Annotated in this window: 16 protein-coding genes; 7 read left to right on the forward strand and 9 right to left on the reverse strand. The window is 64.9% G+C overall.

The window, feature by feature from the left end; translation table 11 throughout:
* The first annotated feature begins 20 nt into the window (after positions 1-20).
* The 3 genes from ESZ60_RS10240 (at position 21) to ESZ60_RS10250 (ending at position 2,326) form a co-directional block, all read left to right on the forward strand.
* Entirely contained in the window at positions 21-1,046 is a 1,026-nt protein-coding gene (locus tag ESZ60_RS10240) for an ABC transporter permease (protein WP_209021282.1), read from the forward strand.
* Positions 1,046-1,780: an ATP-binding cassette domain-containing protein gene (locus ESZ60_RS10245; protein ID WP_134680482.1), complete on the forward strand. Its 735-nt coding sequence runs from the start codon at positions 1,046-1,048 to the stop codon at positions 1,778-1,780. The genes ESZ60_RS10240 and ESZ60_RS10245 overlap by 1 nt, the downstream gene beginning before the upstream one ends.
* Before the next feature lie 66 nt (positions 1,781-1,846).
* Positions 1,847-2,326 carry a HugZ family pyridoxamine 5'-phosphate oxidase gene (locus tag ESZ60_RS10250; protein ID WP_134680483.1) on the forward strand — a complete coding sequence of 160 codons (480 nt, stop codon included), beginning with the start codon at positions 1,847-1,849 and terminating at the stop codon, positions 2,324-2,326.
* A gap of 45 nt (positions 2,327-2,371) precedes the next feature.
* Here the strand turns inward: ESZ60_RS10250 and ESZ60_RS10255 are convergent, their stop codons facing one another.
* Positions 2,372-4,414, reverse strand: a complete 2,043-nt coding sequence (locus ESZ60_RS10255; protein ID WP_134680484.1) for a TonB-dependent receptor domain-containing protein — start codon at positions 4,412-4,414, stop codon at positions 2,372-2,374.
* Between the two features lie 144 nt (positions 4,415-4,558).
* On the opposite strand from ESZ60_RS10255, the gene ESZ60_RS10260 reads away from it, so the two are divergent.
* Genes ESZ60_RS10260 through ESZ60_RS10275 form a run of 4 tightly spaced genes read left to right on the forward strand, consistent with a single transcriptional unit; the run spans position 4,559 to position 8,323 of the window.
* Complete coding sequence (locus tag ESZ60_RS10260) at positions 4,559-5,599, forward strand: hemin-degrading factor (RefSeq protein WP_134680485.1); 1,041 nt, start codon at positions 4,559-4,561, stop codon at positions 5,597-5,599.
* On the forward strand, positions 5,596-6,471 hold the full coding sequence (locus tag ESZ60_RS10265) for a heme/hemin ABC transporter substrate-binding protein (protein ID WP_134680486.1): 876 nt from the start codon (positions 5,596-5,598) through the stop codon (positions 6,469-6,471). The genes ESZ60_RS10260 and ESZ60_RS10265 overlap by 4 nt, the downstream gene beginning before the upstream one ends.
* Positions 6,471-7,541 carry a FecCD family ABC transporter permease gene (locus ESZ60_RS10270; protein ID WP_134680487.1) on the forward strand — a complete coding sequence of 357 codons (1,071 nt, stop codon included), beginning with the start codon at positions 6,471-6,473 and terminating at the stop codon, positions 7,539-7,541. The genes ESZ60_RS10265 and ESZ60_RS10270 overlap by 1 nt, the downstream gene beginning before the upstream one ends.
* On the forward strand, positions 7,538-8,323 hold the full coding sequence (locus ESZ60_RS10275) for a heme ABC transporter ATP-binding protein (RefSeq protein WP_134680488.1): 786 nt from the start codon (positions 7,538-7,540) through the stop codon (positions 8,321-8,323). Before ESZ60_RS10270 ends, ESZ60_RS10275 begins: the two co-directional genes overlap by 4 nt.
* 46 nt (positions 8,324-8,369) lie before the next feature.
* On the opposite strand, the gene ESZ60_RS10280 is transcribed toward ESZ60_RS10275, so the two are convergent.
* The 8 genes from ESZ60_RS10280 to ESZ60_RS10315 form a co-directional block, all read right to left on the reverse strand.
* Positions 8,370-9,596: an MFS transporter gene (locus ESZ60_RS10280; RefSeq protein WP_134680489.1), complete on the reverse strand. Its 1,227-nt coding sequence runs from the start codon at positions 9,594-9,596 to the stop codon at positions 8,370-8,372.
* Between the two features lies 1 nt (position 9,597).
* A complete protein-coding gene (locus ESZ60_RS10285; protein WP_134680490.1) occupies positions 9,598-11,688 on the reverse strand; it encodes a TonB-dependent siderophore receptor in 2,091 nt (696 codons plus the stop codon).
* Positions 11,689-11,836: 148 nt separating this feature from the next.
* On the reverse strand, positions 11,837-12,769 hold the full coding sequence (locus ESZ60_RS10290; RefSeq protein ID WP_134680491.1) for a nickel/cobalt transporter: 933 nt from the start codon (positions 12,767-12,769) through the stop codon (positions 11,837-11,839).
* Complete coding sequence (locus ESZ60_RS10295) at positions 12,754-13,485, reverse strand: DUF1007 family protein (protein WP_134680492.1); 732 nt, start codon at positions 13,483-13,485, stop codon at positions 12,754-12,756. The genes ESZ60_RS10290 and ESZ60_RS10295 overlap by 16 nt, the downstream gene beginning before the upstream one ends.
* A gap of 124 nt (positions 13,486-13,609) precedes the next feature.
* The gene (locus ESZ60_RS10300) at positions 13,610-14,956 is read right to left on the reverse strand and encodes a PepSY-associated TM helix domain-containing protein (protein WP_134680493.1); all 1,347 of its coding nucleotides are present in this window, start codon (positions 14,954-14,956) and stop codon (positions 13,610-13,612) included.
* Positions 14,957-15,017: 61 nt separating this feature from the next.
* Complete coding sequence (locus ESZ60_RS10305; protein ID WP_134680494.1) at positions 15,018-15,524, reverse strand: copper chaperone PCu(A)C; 507 nt, start codon at positions 15,522-15,524, stop codon at positions 15,018-15,020.
* Between the two features lie 54 nt (positions 15,525-15,578).
* Positions 15,579-16,013 carry a hypothetical protein gene (locus tag ESZ60_RS10310; protein WP_134680495.1) on the reverse strand — a complete coding sequence of 145 codons (435 nt, stop codon included), beginning with the start codon at positions 16,011-16,013 and terminating at the stop codon, positions 15,579-15,581.
* Positions 16,014-16,037: 24 nt separating this feature from the next.
* On the reverse strand, positions 16,038-16,472 hold the full coding sequence (locus tag ESZ60_RS10315) for a pseudoazurin (RefSeq protein WP_134680528.1): 435 nt from the start codon (positions 16,470-16,472) through the stop codon (positions 16,038-16,040).
* Positions 16,473-16,535: the final 63 nt, after the last annotated feature.

A 16,535-nucleotide genomic window follows, 5' to 3' on the forward strand; every position in this document is an offset into this window, starting at 1 on the left:
TTTCGGGATCACAACATCACATGTCCACCGTGTCACCTAGCTTGCCTGCGGCGACACCGCCGCCCCGCCTGCACCGCCGCTCGGCGCTGATGCGGCTGATCAGCGCACCTGCGGGCGCGATCCTCGTCGCCTTCCTGCTGCTGCAACTGGCCTGCATCACCTATGCGCTGATCGCGCCCGATGATTTCCGCTATCTCAGCGCCCGCAACCTGACCATCCTGATGAAGGCCATTCCGGTGCTTGGCTGCTTGGCGCTGGGGGTCGGTATCCTGATGATCGCCGGAGAATTCGATCTGTCCGTGGGCTCGATCTACACCCTGACCGCCGTGGTCATGGCGGTGCAGGTTGCGGGCGGACTGAATCCGTTTCTGGCGGCAGGGCTGGCCATCCTGATCGGGGTCGCAATCGGCATCCTGCATGGCTGGATCACTTTGCGCGCCGGGCTGCCGTCATTCATCGTCACGCTGGGGGGCTTGCTCTTCTGGCGCGGCGCAGTGCTGCTTTACAATGGCGCGGTGCAGGTGCGCTTCGATCCGGGGCCGGTCTTTTCGGACCTGTTCGGCGGCACCTTCCTGGGTGTCAACGCGGCCTTCTGGTGGTTTCTCGCGCTTTCGGTCGCCTTCTTTTTTCTGCTGCATCGCCATCGTTTCGGCAATCATGTCTTTGCCACCGGCGGCAACCGCTCGGCGGCAACCGCGATCGGCATAGATGTGGGAAAAGTCAAGATCGCGGCCTTCGCCATCGCGGGCGGCATGGCGGCATTCGCCGGCATCCTCGCCACGGTCCGGGTCGGCAGCGTGCAGCCGGGACAGGGGACGGGGCTTGAGCTTCAGGCCATCGCGGCCTGCGTCATCGGTGGGCTGTCGCTGACCGGGGGACGGGGCTCGGTCCTCGGGATCTTTCTTGGCGCGATGCTGATCCATACGATCACCAATGTCCTTTTGCTGCTGCGCGCGCCGGGCTTCTATCTCGACATGTTCATCGCCGTGCTGATCGTGGGCGCCGCCGCCTTCAACAGCCTCATCGAGAGAAAGGGGCGTGGCTGATGGGACGTCCGATCCTTGAGTTGCACAATATCTCGAAACGCTTCGGCGCATTGACCGCCTTGCGCGACCTGAGCTTTCATATCGGAGAAGGCGAAGTCATCGGTCTTCTGGGTGACAATGGTGCGGGCAAGTCCACCGCCATCAACCTGATCTCGGGGATTCACCGCCCCAGCGCAGGCCATCTCAGCGTGGACGGTCATGAGACGCTCTTTACCTGCCGCAACGATTCCGCCGAGGCGGGGATCGAGACGATCTACCAGAACACCGCTTTGGTGGATTCGCTCTCGATCACGCGCAACATTTTCATGGGCCGCGAGCGTTGCAGTGCTGGCGGGATGCTGAAGCTCGCGCAGATGCGCGAGATCGCGATGGAGGTGCTGAAAAGCGCGGTCCATATCTCGGGCATCGACTCGCCCGACATGCTGGTCGGAGATCTGTCGGGCGGCCAGAAACAGGCCGTCGCCATCGCCCGCGCGGTCTATTTCAAGCGCCGCATCCTGCTTCTGGACGAACCGACCTCGGCCCTGTCCGTCCGCGAGACCGAGGCTTTTCTGAATCAGGTGCTTAAGCTGAAATCCGAGAATGTTTCGAGCGTGCTGGTCACCCATAACCTCTATCACGCCTATCAGGTTTGCGACCGTTTCGTGATCATGAGTCACGGGACGAAGGTCTTTGACGTGCCCAAGGCTCAGACCTCGATCGGGCAACTGACCGAATATGTCGTCATGACGTGACCTGAAGGGCCGTTCCGGCAGGGATAAGGCTTGTGCCGGACGATGCCTGCCGTCAGATTGCGCGGCATGAAACAGGAACCGATCCGCCCCACCGATGACGAGGCCCGCACGCTGGCCCGTCGCCTGCTTGCCCATATGCGCCATGCCAGTCTGGGCAGTCTCGACCCTGAAACGGGCGCACCGCTTGTGACCCGGATCGCGGTGCAGATCGACGGGCAGGGCGCGCCGGTTGCCCTGCTTTCGGGTCTGGCCGCGCATAGCCGTGCGCTGATCGCCGATCCGCGCGCCGGGCTTCTGGTCACGGATGAGGCCGCAAGCAAGGGCGATGCGATGACCCATGCCCGGCTGTCGATCCTGGTCCGCGCCGAGCAGATCGCGACCACGCCCGAGATCCGAGAGGCATGGCTGGCCCGCGATCCCAAGGCCAAGGTCTATATCGACTTGCCGGATTTCCGCTTCTGGAGGCTGGTGCCGCAATCGGGGCTGCTGAATGGCGGCTTTGGCCGTGCCTTCAAGCTTGCGCCTGCGGATATGCTGCAGGGCTGAGGAAATGGGCAAGGCCCACCCGGTCGGATGGGCCTTGCCGTGTCGTCAGAAGCTGCGCGACAGCGACAGCTTGAAGTTGCGCCCCGGCGCCGGACCGCCCAGCCAGCTCGCAGGCGTGTAATCCGTATCGGTCAGGTTATCGACGCCCATATGGACCTCGATCCCCTCGGCCATGCCCGATTGCGGGGACCAAGAGGCGAAGACGTCGTGCACGCCATATCCAGCGCGACGTTCGCCGCTCGGCTTGTCGCGCCCGGCGGCCAGCGTACTGCGGGCCCCGAGTCTCCAGGCCTCGTTCGCATTCCAGACCGCTTGCAGCATCACGCGATTGTTTTGCAGATATTCCAGATCGACATCGTCCTGATCGACGCCCTCGGTCACGGTCACGGCCGCGCCCAGTTCCCAATCATTCAGCAGATAGCTGGCCTCAAGCTCGCCGCCGCGCAGATAGGCGCGCTCGACATTGGTGTAATAGGCCATCGGGCCGTCGCCGGCACGGATGATCATGTCGTCGATATGGTTGCGATAGAGCGTGAGTTTCATCACCGCCTGATCGCCCTCGGCCAGAATCGAGCTGCCAGAGTACGAGGTCCCGATCTCGAGGTTCTTGCCCTTTTCATCCTTGAGATTCGGGTTCGGGTTGGTGACCATCGAGCCGTCGTAAAGCTCGTCCACGGTCGGGATGCGGTTCACGAAGGCGACCGAGCCAAAGACCGACCAGGCGTCGCTCAGGCGATAGATCGCGGCCACTTGGGGCTCGACCGCTTCGAATTCGCGAGCCTCGGTGTCAAAGCTGACGCTGTCCTTGGGCTCGGTGCGCTGCTTTTCGTAGCGCAGGCCGGAATTCACCGTCAACTTGTCCCAGGTGACCTCGGACAGAGCGAAGACCGACCAGCCATTGGTGTATCCTTCGGGATGCGACGAAGAGGGCACGCTGGACGAGCGGTCCTGCCGCCAGACCTCTGCCCCGGTGGTCAGGAAATGCTCATAGCCTTCGCCCGAAATATCGGCGGTATTGTCGAGCTTGAATTTCCACAGCCGGTAGTCGCGCTTGCCAAGGAAAGCGTCCATGATCGGCTCGGCCGGATCATCGCCCTGCCGGACGTCCTTCATCGTGTTCGTGTAGGACAGCACCGCCTTCATGTCGATGTAGCGGTTCTCGGCGGGGTTCCAGCCCCAGACCAGCCGCGCGGTCTGGTCGCGCGTGGTGATGTCGCCCACACCCCAGGAGAAGCCCGGATAATACAGGTCTTTCTGCGCGCCATGCATCTGGTCGAAATCCTGATTGTCGCCCTTGGCCTCGAGATGCTGATACGAGAAGGCGACATATTGGTCGCCGAAGGTCTTCTTGGCCTTCAGAAGCAGGTTCGGGGTGTTCGAATCCGAGCGGATCGTGGTGTTGCCCTCGGAATCCTTGGTATCTCCCAGCTTACGCCAGGCAAAGGCCGCGACACCCTCGAAATCCTCCGCCGGACGCCAGCCAAGAGCAAGGCTGCCCAGCACGCTGTCGGGATTCGAGGAATAGCCCAGCTTGGCACGTCCGCCGAATGTCTTGCCCTCGGCGATCAGGTCCGAGGCCTCGATCGTCTCCATCGCGATGACGCCGCCAAGCGCACCCGCGCCGTAAAGCGTCGATGAGCCGGGACCGCGCAGCACCTCGACCTGGCGCAGGAAGTCCGGCTCGACGAAGATCGCGCCCTGACGGTAGGATTCGTAGTATTTCTCTTCGCCGTCGATCAGCTGGACGATCCCGGCCTCGCCCCCGGCCAGGCCATTTGCGCCGAAGCCACGGATATTGAAGCCCTGGCCGAAGAAGCTGCCCGAGCCGGTCCCGGCGACGCCCGGCACGGTGGCCAGCACCTCGCCGATATGGATGGGCGCGATGTCGTCAAGCGCCTGCGCATCGACGACCGATACGGATTGCGGCACTTCGGAGGCCACCTTGGGCGTGCCGGCGCGCAGGACCAGCGGGTCAAGCAAGGTGACGACCGGCGCGGTCATGTCCTGAGCAAAGGCGGGAAAAGCAAGGATCGCGGTCAGGCAGGTCGTGCCCGCCAGCAATGTGGCGCGGAATGAATGTTGTGTCATAGGTCCCCGAGTCGATTTTTCATGATTTTTGGCTGGCACGGGGCTGGCATCTTGCATCCGGTTAAAATTCATGAGTAAAAATGTCAATCATTCGAAAGTGCCTCAAGCCGACTTGCCAGGGACACCACACCAAGAAGGCTCACTATGACCGATCATTCCCCCGCCGCCCTGCGCCAGATCATCGCCGAGGATACTGGCCGCCCCGTCGATCTGGCCGCAAAGCTTGGCCTGCCCGAGGCTTGTCTGGTCGCCGCCCAGGTCGGCCATGCCGCGCTGCGCATCGACCCGACGCTCGGTCGCCTGATCCCCGCCGTCCAGTCCCTGGGCGAGGTCATGGCGCTGACCCGCAACCGGTCCTGCGTGATCGAGAAGGTCGGGACCTATAATGATTTCCATGACGGCGATCACGCGGCGATGACGCTGGATCCCGAGATCGACATGCGCTTCTTTCCGCGTCACTGGGTGCATGCCTTTGCCGTCGAGAAGGCAAGCGAGTCGGGCGTGAAACGCTCGATCCAGGTCTTTGACGCGGCGGGCGATGCGGTCCACAAGGTCCATCTGCGCGCAACCTCGGACCTTGCCGCCTGGGAGGTGCTCAAGCGCGACCTCGCCCTTGCTGATCAATCCGACAGCGCCGAGTTCGCCTCCCGCGAGCCGGTCGAGCCGGCCCGGCCCGCGCCTGAACGCGTCGATGCGCTGCGCCGCGAATGGGCCGAGATGACCGATACGCATCAGTTCAACACGCTGATCCGCCGGCTCAAGATGAACCGGCTGGGGGCCTATCGGATCGCGGGGGCACCCTTTGTCCGCCGCCTCGCCGTCGAATCGGTCCCGGCGCTCTTGGAACGCGTCCAGGCCGAGCGCGCGGGCGTGATGTTCTTTGTCGGCAATATGGGCTGCATCGAGATCCATTCGGGCCATTTCGAGACGCTCAAGCCGATGGGACCTTGGCTCAATGTGCTGGACCCGCGTTTCAACCTGCATCTGCGCGGCGATCACGTCGCCGAGGTTTGGGCCGTCGACAAGCCCACCAAGCGCGGCCCCGCCCTCTCGGTCGAGGCTTTCGACGCCGAGGGCGCGCTGATCTTCCAATGTTTCGGCCTGCGTCCGGAAAAGGGCGGCGATGCGGCGCAATGGGCCGCGCTGGTCGATGGCCTGCCCGCCTTGGCCGAGGCCGCGGCGTGAAACAGCTGGCCCTCGTGGCGATCTGCCTCGCCGCGCCCCTTCATGCCGAAAGCCATCCCGATGCCAGCCGGGTGCTGGCCATCGGCGGTTCGGTCACGGAAATCGTCTATGCGCTTGGGGAACAGGACCGGCTGGTCGGTCGCGACACCACCTCGAACTGGCCGCCCGAGGCCAGTGCCCTGACCGATATCGGCTATATGCGCGCGCTCTCGCCCGAAGGCGTGCTGTCGGTTTCGCCCGACCTGATCCTTGCCGAAGAGGGGGCCGGCCCGCCCGAGGCGGTATCGGTCCTGAAATCGGCCGAATTGCCCTATGTCACCATCCCCGAGGGCTATGACATGAAGGGTGTGCTGGCCAAGGTCGATGCCGTGGCCGAGGCGCTTGGCGTGCCCGAACAGGGCCGCGCATTGCAAGACCGTCTTGCCGCCGAGCTTTCGCAAGCCGAAACGCTGGCCAAGGCCGTCGAGACGCCGCGCAGGGTGCTGTTCATCCTCTCGCTTCAAGGCGGAAGGGTCATGGCGGGCGGCGAGGATAGCTCGGCCGATGGCATCATCCGCCTTGCCGGGGCGCAAAACGCGCTTGGTGGGATGCAGGGATACAAGCAGATCACCGACGAAGCCGTGATCGAGGCCGCGCCCGATGTGATCCTGATGATGCGTCGCGGAGACGCCAAGGCCGATGCCGCCGCGAACGGGGGCGCGGATGACGTCGCCGTGATCGAGGCCGCGCGGGCCGTTCCCGCCATCGCCCAGACCCCGGCGGGCCGCGACGGCCGGATCGTCGTCATGGATGGGCTGAAGCTGCTGGGCTTCGGCCCCCGCACAGGCGAGGCGGCGCTGGAACTGCACAAGCTTGTCTACGAGGCGCGGTGATGCAGGCCGTCCGTCCCATCCCCGCCGTCATTGCCGGGGATCGCAGCCAGCGCGCGCGGCTGACCGGCGCAATATTGGTGCTGCTGCTGCTGATAACGGCTGTGGCTTCGCTGGGCTGGGGTGCCTCTGGCACCTCGCTGAGCCGCGCGCTTTCGAATCTGGCGGCGGGGCGCGAGCTTGCCGTGCAGGACCGGGTGGTGCTGCTCGACATCCGTCTGCCGCGCATGGTGATGGGGATCTGCGTGGGCGCGTCCCTGGCGGTGTCGGGGGCGCTGATGCAGGGGCTTTTCCGCAATCCGCTGGCCGATCCGGGGATTGTCGGGGTCAGTTCCGGTGCCTCACTGGGTGCGATCTCGGCGATCGTTCTGGGCGGCGCGTTGCCTGCGGCCATCGCTGGCTGGCTGGGCTGGGCGCTGGTCCCACTCGCTGCCTTTGCCGGAAGCTGGATCACGACCATGCTGCTTTACCGCATCGCCACCCGGCAAGGGCGGACCTCGGTCGCGACCATGCTGCTGGCGGGGATCGCGCTTGGCGCGATCATGAGCGCGATCGGCGGGCTGGTGATCCTGCGCGCCAATGACAGCCAATTGCGCGATCTGACCTTCTGGGGCTTGGGCTCGCTGGCCGGTGCGACCTGGCCGAAGCTGATGGTGGCCGTGCCGATCATGGCGGCTGGGGTGCTGAGCGCGCCCGCCTTGGCCCGCGGCCTGAATGCGCTGGCCCTGGGCGAGGCCGCGGCGGGTCATGTCGGAATCCGCGTCCAGCGCGTCAAGAACCGCGCCATCCTGACCGTTGCCGCGGCGACGGGGGCCGCGGTCGCCGTCTCGGGCGGGATCGGCTTCGTGGGCATCGTCGTCCCACATCTGTTGCGGTTGGCCAGCGGTCCCGATCATCGCTGGCTCTTGGTGAATTCGGGGCTTTTGGGCGCGGTCATGCTGCTTTGGGCCGATATGGCCAGCCGCACCCTCATCGCACCGGCGGAATTGCCCATCGGCATTGTCACGGCGATGATCGGCGGGCCGTTCTTCCTGTGGATCCTGTTGCGCAATCGTGGAGTGCTGGACCTGTGAGCCTGATCGCTCAAGATATTACGGTCGCGATCGGCCGCAAGCGGATCCTGGATGGAGTCTCGATCGAGGCCCAAGCCGGGCAGTTCACCGCCATTGTCGGCCCGAACGGTTCGGGCAAGACGACGCTGATGCGCGCTTTGACCGGCGAATTGCCGCATCGCGGCCGGATCGCCCTGGGCGGTGACGAGATCGACTCGCTTTCTCCCGAGGAACTGGCCCGCCGTCGTGGCGTGCTGCCGCAGGCGGCGGCTTTGTCCTTTCCCTTCACCGTGGCCGAGGTGGTCCGCATCGGGCTCGAGGCGCGGGGCGAGCGGGACGATGCGCTGATCCCGGCCGTGCTGGCGGCGGTGGATCTGCCCGGATTTTCGGGGCGGCTCTATCAGGAGCTATCCGGGGGCGAGCAGCAGCGCGTGCAATTGGCGCGCGTGCTGGCGCAAGTCTGGCAGCCGGTCGGCGTGGATGGCCCACGCTGGCTGTTTCTTGACGAGCCGGTCAGCAGCCTTGATGTCGCGCATCAGCTGACGGTGATGCGGCTGGCGGCGGATTACGCCCGCCGGGGAGGCGGCGTGCTTGCCGTCATGCATGACCTCAACCTGACGGCGCTCTTCGCGCAAAAGGTGATCCTCATGGGCCGGGGCAAGGTTTTGGCGCAGGGCTGCCCCGCCGAGGTGATGACCGATGCGATCCTCTCGGATGCTTATGGCTGCGCCCTGCGGGTGAATGCGGTTCCGGCTCAGGGCATCTGGATCCTGCCGCAGGCAAGCCTGCCCGAGGCCTGCTAGGAGCATCGGCCTCGCCAGGAAGGGCGGGGCGGCCCCCCTTCTTGGGTCATCGAACCCCCGATGCGGTGCCAAGGTCGATCTGACGCGCGATGCCATAGGCGCAGAAGAGCGAACAGAGCAGGGCGCTGGAAAACAGGGCGGGATAGCCGAAAACTCCGGCGATCTGGGCCCCGACGACACCCAGGACCATGCCGATGCCAGCATCCATGCATTGGAACAGGGTGAAATCCACGCCGGCCTGCTGTGGATCGGACCATTGCATGAAACGGGCGTAAAGCGCGACAAAACCAAAGGCCAGCCAGGCATTCGAGATGATCTGCGTCAGCACCGCCAATGGCCCCAGCGGCAATGGCAGCCCGGCGGCGACGCCAAGACAATAGGCCAGCACGACCGCCTGGCCGAACAGGGCGATCATCAGGACCGCAAGCGTTCCGAGCCGGGCGACGACGACACCGCCCAGCACCGCGCCGATCAGCCCGACCACCAGACTGCCCGAGGCGCTGTAAAGCCCGACTTCGGTCAGGCTGAACCCCTTGTCCACGAGGAACGGCCCGAAAAAGGCCAGCGTGGACTTCATCGCGGCCACGAAAAGCGCGGTGACCAGCAGGCCGCGCCGCAATTCGGGCCGGGCAAGCGCGCGGCGCAGGCTCGCGCCGCCGGCCGCCGGTTCGCTGCGCGGCGCGGGTTGACGCAGCACCAGGAATGGCAGAGTGCAAGTCAGGCACAGACCGGCCAGCACGGCAAGGCCCGGCTGCCAGCCCCAGCGGTCGATTGCGACCAGAACCAGCCCTCCGCCAAGCGCTGCCCCGACATAGGCGCCGCCCACCTGCATCATGTTGGCCCAGGAATAGGCGCTGGAAGGAAATGCCTCGACCGCATGGCCATCGCAGGCGATATCGACGGTGGCCGTCGCGGTCGCGATGACGAAAAGCGTCGCGATCAACGGGAAAAGCGGCGTTCCGCCTTGATCCGACATGACCAAGAGGGCGGCCATGACCAGGCCGCCGCCCGAGGCGATCAGCGCCTTGGTCCGGGGCGCGCGCCCCTTTGGACGCCGCCAGCGCTCGACCCAAGGGCTCCAGAGGAACTTCAGCGCCCAGGGCAGCACCAGAAGCGAGAGAAACCCCAGATGTTCCAGCGCCATGCCCTGCGCGCGCATGAATGCGGGCAGGGCGGACCAGATGAAGCCGCCCAGAATGCTCTGCGTGACATAGAGCCCGCCCAGCGTGCCCAATGCCGCCGGCAGGGCAAGGCGGCGCAGATTCCTCTCCATCTCAGAAGCGGCGCGACAGGCTCAGATCGATCATGCGCGACTCGTCGCGATAGCACCAGCCTGCCGTGCAGGTCTGGCCCTCGCGGTCAAAGAGGTTGCGGATATTCAGCTGCAATTGCGTGCCCTCATGGCCAAGCCCGGCAAAATCATAGCGCGCCCCAAGGTCGAAATAGTTCCGGCTGGCATTCTCGATCGTGTTCAGATCGTCGCCATAGCTCTTGCCGATATAGCGCATCCCGGCCATCAGCCCGACATTTTCCAGCGCGCCGGATTGCGGTTCATATTTCACGAAAAGCGACAGGGTGTCGTTCGGCACGCCCGAAAGCTCATTGCCTTCGGTGCCGGGGCTGCCCTTGTTGATCTCGACCTTCATATGGGTATAGGACGCGATCAGGCTCACGCCGTTTTCCAGATCGCTCACCGCCTCGAACTCGATCCCGCGCGAGGTCAGGTCGTATTGCAGCCCACGGTTGCGCCCGTCTTCGCCCACGACCAGCACCATGCCATTATCCTGACGGATGTCGAACAATGCGGCGGAGATCACGCTGCGCTGGTCGGGCAGGGCGTATTTGACGCCGATCTCCTTTTGCAGCGCCTCGGTCGGATCGGCAGGGCTGCCGGTCGGGTCGGAACCGTCGTCATAGACCTGCGCCACGTTCGGGGCAAAGGAACTTGCGATATTGGCATAGGGCGTCACGCCATTCGCCATCTCGTAGGAGACACCCAGACGCGCGGTGAAAGCCTCGTCCTTTTGCTCGCCGGACGTGACGGTCGTGGTGCCATAGACGGCATCGGAATAATCGGTATCGACCCAGTCATAGCGCGCCGAAAGCGAGAGGGTCAGCGCGTCGCGCTCGATCTGGTCGGCGACATAGACGCCGGTCTGAACCTGCTCGCGCGCGGCATAGAAGGGGGCGACCAGCGCCTCGTTCGCGGCCTGACCCAGCGCGGTTCCGCCGTAATCCGCGCTATATTCGCCCCGCAGATAATCGACCCCGAAGGCCAGGCTGTGCTGGAAATCCCCGGTCGTGAGCCTGTGTTCCAGCATCAGGTCGAGGACATGGGATTTTGCCGTCTCGTGATAGCGTTCCCAATAGCCGGGCAGCAGATCGGGATAGATCCCGTAGCGCGTGCCATAGCGCATATCGGCGCGCACCTTGCTCCAGCGATAGCTTTGGCGCAGCTGGGTGTCCTCGGATATCTCCCAGCTATATTCATAGCCGATGCGGAATTGCTCCAGATCGAAGCGGTTGTAATCCGGGTCGCCCGCCGGGGCATCGGTGACGTCCAGATCCTCGCCGAAATGGTAATAGGCCACGGCGCCGGTCTGGTCCTTGGCATATTCGGCGCTCACCAGCAGCCTTTGATCATCGGCAAGTCGGAAGCTGACCGAGGGGGCGAGCAGGATGCGGTCATCGGCATAGCCGTCGATATGGGTATCGGCATCGCGGGCCAGAGCGACAAAGCGGTAAAGCGTGTCGCCGGTCGCATCCAGCGGGCCGGTGAAATCGACGGCGGCCTCGACGCGGGAATGGCTGCCAAAGCTTAGGCGGGTCTCGTTATAGGGCGTGTCCTTGGGGCGCTTGCTCACGACATTTACCAAGCCGCCCGGCGTGCTGACCCCGAACATGGACGAGGCCGGACCCTTGAGCACGGCGATCCCTTCGAGCGTATAGGGGTCGTTGCGATACCAGGCGGACAGCCCGTTGAAGCTGCGCAAGCCGTCGCGGAACACGCCGGTCTGAAATGCCGGGAAACCGCGCAGCCAAAATGAATCGTAGCGCGTGTCATAGCCGTAATTTCCCGGCGTCGCCGAGGCCGTATAATTCAGCGCCTCAAGCATGGTGCGCGGCGCCTGATCCTGCAATTGATCCTGGGTGATGACGCTGACCGCCTGGGGCAGGCGCTGGATCGGCGTTTCGACCCGCGTCGCCTGCCGTCCCGAGATCGCGATATAGCCGTTCTGTTGCAGCGTCTCATCGCTTTCCGCCTCCAGAATGACCGGCTCCAGTTCGAGCGCGTCTTGGGCATGCAGCATGCCTGCAAAAGTGACGCCGCCCAGCAGCATGGCGAGGAAATTTCTCGGTTTCATTCTCTTGTCCGTTTTCTGGTCAGGCGCAGCCCTTGTCTGCTTATCCTATAAAAAGAGTAAGCATTGAAGGGATAGCAGACAAAAAAACTCGGGTCCTGTGGCCAAGATGCATCCCGGCCGGGCCTGCCGGGATCGTGCCGGTGGGGCGTCAGACCAGCCCCAGCCCCTCGACCGCCAAAAGCGCGACGGCCAGACCGGCCGCGGTTTCGATTGCCGAACCGACAATGCGCAGCAGCACGGATTGCGCCAGCCCCGATATCGCGCCCTTGCGCAGGGCATGTCCCATGACCGCGACCAGCAGGGTCAGGCATGCGGTTCCGCTGGCCATGGCAAAGACGCCCGCGATGCCCGCGGGCAGGATCTGCATCTGCCAGGTCAGGACCAGCAGCAGGATCGCGCCGCTGCAGGGGCGGATCGCAATGGCAAGGATGACCGCGGCAAGCTCGCGCCACGAGGACGCGCTGGCAAGATCCTGCGGCGAAGGCGCATGGGCATGGCCGCAGGCTTCGCAGTGACCATGCGTGTGATCATGAGCGTGCTCGCCATGACGATGCGCGCGCCGCGGCTCTCTGGCCGACCGGCCCGCCGCGATCAGTCGCGCGCCGCGGCGCATGCCGCGCAGCACGAGCCAGAGGCCGATCAGCAGGATCGAGATCAGGCTGACCCGGGTCAGGGTGGTTTCCGCCAGCCCGGTCAGTTGCTGGCGGGTCAGGGAAAACAGCCCGATCCCGCCCAGCACCAGCGCCAGCGCCGTCACCGCCTGCCCGAGCGAAGAGGCGAATGTTGCGAAAACCAGCCGCCTCAGCCCGACTGGTCGTGTGGCGCCATAGGCCCCGACCAGAAACTTGCCATGCCCCGGACCGACGGCATGGACGAAGCCGTAGCCGAAACACAGCGCCATCAGCGCGGCAAGCGCCCCGCCATACCCGGCCTTCAGCGCCTGCAAATGCCGGGCGAGGCCGTTTTGAGCCTCGCGCTGCATCGCAATCGCCCAGCCGGCGATCTGCGCGTGATGCTGCCAGATGACCAGCAGAAGTCCAAGCGCCGCGAGCCCGGCCCCAAGGGTTAGCGCGCGCCGCATGTGACCTCGAACCCTTCGGCAAAGGTGATGCCGACATCCGGCATCTCCATGACCGAGATGGAATCGGCCGTCATGTCGAGATCCTGCAAGGCGGCCAGAAGCTCGCCCTGTCCGCTGCTGTCGGGTGCGTGGCGGGTCACCTTGCAGTCGCTGCGGCCCTCGATGCTCGGGGCACGCGGCGTGTCGTAGGCCACGAAATATTCCGGATCGTAAAGCCGCAGCCGCAAGGGTTGCGCGGCCGTCACCGCCAACGGTTCGGTCAATGGGCGCAGATGCGAGGTCACGATCCGGCCCTTGGCATAGGCGGCCTCATGCTCCAGCGGCGGATCGAGGGGCAAAGTCGCGCCCTGCTCGACCAGGATATGGCCGGGAAAGCCCGCCGCCCAATCGACGTCCTGGCCGGCGAAGGCGGCAAGACGCTCGGCCTCGGGCGTGCCGTCGCCATTGCTGTCGAGCTGGCCGTCCTCGATCATCATCAGGCTGTAGAACTCGTCATAGGTCCAGGTGACGCGGATCGCCTCGAGCCGGCCGGATTGGTCGAAGATCAGCGCCGCATCCGCCTCGATAAAGACATGCGGATGGGCGGCCGCCGGAGCCGCGGCCAGACACGCGCCGCTCAGCGCCGCGAGCAAGGCGGCGACGGCGCCACGGGCGCGCCCGGCAGGCCGGGGTTCACGGGCGGTCCAGTCATCAGCGTATCGTTCGGGGCGCAGCATCTATCCTCGGTCTCGCGGTCAGGTTTTTCCGGTGCCCCCTTTGCCCGAAGGCCGGCCGGGGTCAATATACGTTGCGGTGAGCCACAGGACGACACAGTCCTGGAAAAGGCGGGGCAGGCCCGCCTCAGGCGCTTGCGGCGCGGCCTGTCATGCGCAGACGGACGACGGCGGTGTCCAGCACCAGCATCACGATGAGCGAAAGCCCGACCAGCGGAAAGAGCAGCCCTCCGACCGCGAGCATCGCGATCAGCCCGCGAAATACCCGCCGATCCTGCGGCAAGGGCGGCACGCCCAGAGAACCCGAGGGCCTCCGCTTCCACCACATCACCGCGGCAGACACCGCCAGCAGCACGATCCCCGCGCAAGCGACGAGCAGGATCAACTGGTTCAGTAGACCGAAGGTCTGGCCCATATGGGTGTTGATGCCCCATTCCAGCCATTTGCCCATTGGACCGTAATCGGCATAGCTCATGTCCAGAAGCGCCTCGCCGGAATATTGGTCCAGATGCACGACGCGCTGTTGGCTCAGATCGTCGGGATAGACCGAGCCGCTGAACACGCCTTCGGGCTTTTGCGGCAGACCAACGCTAAAGCCCCGATGCAAACCCAATTTTTCGAACCTGGCAACCGCATCGTCCAGCGTGAAAGCTACGCCGCTGCCGGTGCTTTCGGGGATCTGCGCCTGTTCCAGCGACCACGAGGTTTTGGCCAGATCGTCAAGCTTTTGCGCCGACATCGGGACATTGACCCTTACCCCGTCCGGATAGCCGAAATTATGCCCATTCGCCCATTCATTGACCTTGCCGCCCCAGACGCCGGACCAGGGCATGCCTGTTAAGGCCAGAAAGACGATGAAGAACCCGACGAAGAGCCCGGTGACCGCATGCAGGTCGCGCCAGAAGATCCGCCGCTGCGGCTTGCCCCGGACCGAGACCACGCCGCCCTTCTGTCCGCGCGGCCACCACAGATAGATGCCCGTCGCAACCAAAAGAATCGACCAGCCCGCCGCGATCTCGATGATATAGCGCGCGAAGGTGCCGAAATACTTGAAGCTGTGCAGCGTCCGCACCGTCCACATCAGGCTCGAGCGGTCTGGCATCGCCCCCAGCACCAGCCCGCTATAGGGGTTCACATAGACCGCGATCCTGCCGTCCCCGGTCGCGACGGTGATCTCGGTGGCGGCACCCGCATCCGCGGGACTGGTATATTTCACAGCATTTCCCGGCACCGCATCCAGCGCCGAGGCGACCAGCGCCGAGGGCGCGAGCCGCGTGCTCTCCTGCACCTGCACTCGTTTCAGATCGGCGTGATACCAATTGTCGATCTCGTCCCGGAACAGATAGAGGGCTCCGGTGACCGAAAGGGTGATCATGAAGGGCAGCACCAGCAGACCGGCATAGAAATGCCAGCGCCAGACCGCCCGATAAAGATCGCTCACGCCGGGGCGAGCGGGTTTCGTCTCTGCAGACATGCGTCCTCGCAAAAGCTGTCGGCCCGTGCGGACAGGCCGGAAAAGGGTCTGGGGGCGCGGCCTAATGGCCCGCATGCCCGGATGCGTGGCCGTGACCGGCTGCGGGCGCGGCGCGCATGGGGCGGACCTCGAAGTCCAGGTCGATGCTGCCCGCCTTTTCAAAGACCAAGGTCGCGGGAACCGTCTCTCCCTCGGCATAGGGTTGCGTGACCCCGAGGAACATCAGGTGATATCCGCCGGGTTTCAGTGCGACGGTTTCGCCGGCGGGAATGGGCAGACCCTCGGGCAGTTCGCGCATCTTCATCACATTGCCATTCATCGTCATCTCGTGGATCTGCACCTCGCCGGCTCGGGGCGAGCTTGCCGAGATCAGCCGGTCATCCTGCGCGCCGGTATTGGCGATGATCGCATATCCGCCCGCGACCGGCGCCTGGGGCGGCATGGCGCGGATATGGGGTTGCGTGATGGTCAGCGGCGCGGCTGCCGCGGGTTCGGCGATGGCGGAACTGCCAAAGCTGCCAAGGAAAATCGCGCCCAGGATCGGGGCCGCGAGAAATTTGAGCGTCATGGGGTTACCTCTGGGTGAATGTCGTCTCCGCCCCCGGCAGGGGCGGTGCGCAATTCACCCGACAGGCGGGCCGCGTGCCGCAGGGGCGAGCACCTCGGCGCGCAGCATGCGCAGATCAAGGCGGGGGGCCAGAGCAGAGGAACCGGCGGGAGACGCGGTCACAAGCGGCAGCATCGGCAGGCCTTCCAGCACGGGCTGGGCATGGAACGACCAGTCGCAGGGCGGTTTGGGGGTCTGGGAGACGGGCTCGCCCTGCCGGGTGCGGTATTCATCGTCCGGGACGACATTGCCGGTCTCGTCCAGCACCATCTCGACCGGCAGGTGATCGGCGCAAAGCACGACCATGAAGCTTTCGGGCGCAGCACCCTGCGCCACCATCGTTCCCTGCGCCATCAGCGACAGCAGGACAAAGGGCATCACCAGGGCCAGTGCCACCGCCCGGCCGAGGGCCGGGAAGCAATGGGCTAAGGATCTGGCGAATTGGCGCATCAAAACCCCGGATGGATGCCGGATCTATAGTCCGATGCGCCCGGTCGCGCCAGAGTTTTGACCATCGCCCGCAGCCTTCTCGGTCGGCCCCTCGTCCTGCGCAGCGTCGCGCGTCGCGAGGATATGTTCAAAACGCTCGGCGCTGCACTTGGGCAAGGCGGCGGTCAGGGCGGCGGGCAAGGCTGGGCCGGCCTTGTCCCTGACCTCGATCAGCAGGACCATGTCCATCGCATAATGCGGCGAGCATTTGATGCCATAGGCACCGGGCGCGGACAGGGTGATCTCGAACGTCTCGTTGATCTTCGGTTTGAAGGGTGCGGCACCCTCGGGGCTCATGCCTTCGATCATCGCGGCATTATGGCCGGGCTGGGTCGGCAGAAAGCGAACCGTGTCGCCCGGCGCGATGTTCAGATAGGAGGGCTCATAGACCATCGGGCCGGTCTCGCCGCGATTGAGCATATGCACGTCATGGGTCTCGCCCAAGCAGGGAGGGCGAGCAGCATCAAGGGAAGGCCCAGATAT

It is taken from the genome of Paracoccus ravus (assembly GCF_004522175.1).
Lineage (GTDB): Bacteria > Pseudomonadota > Alphaproteobacteria > Rhodobacterales > Rhodobacteraceae > Paracoccus > Paracoccus ravus.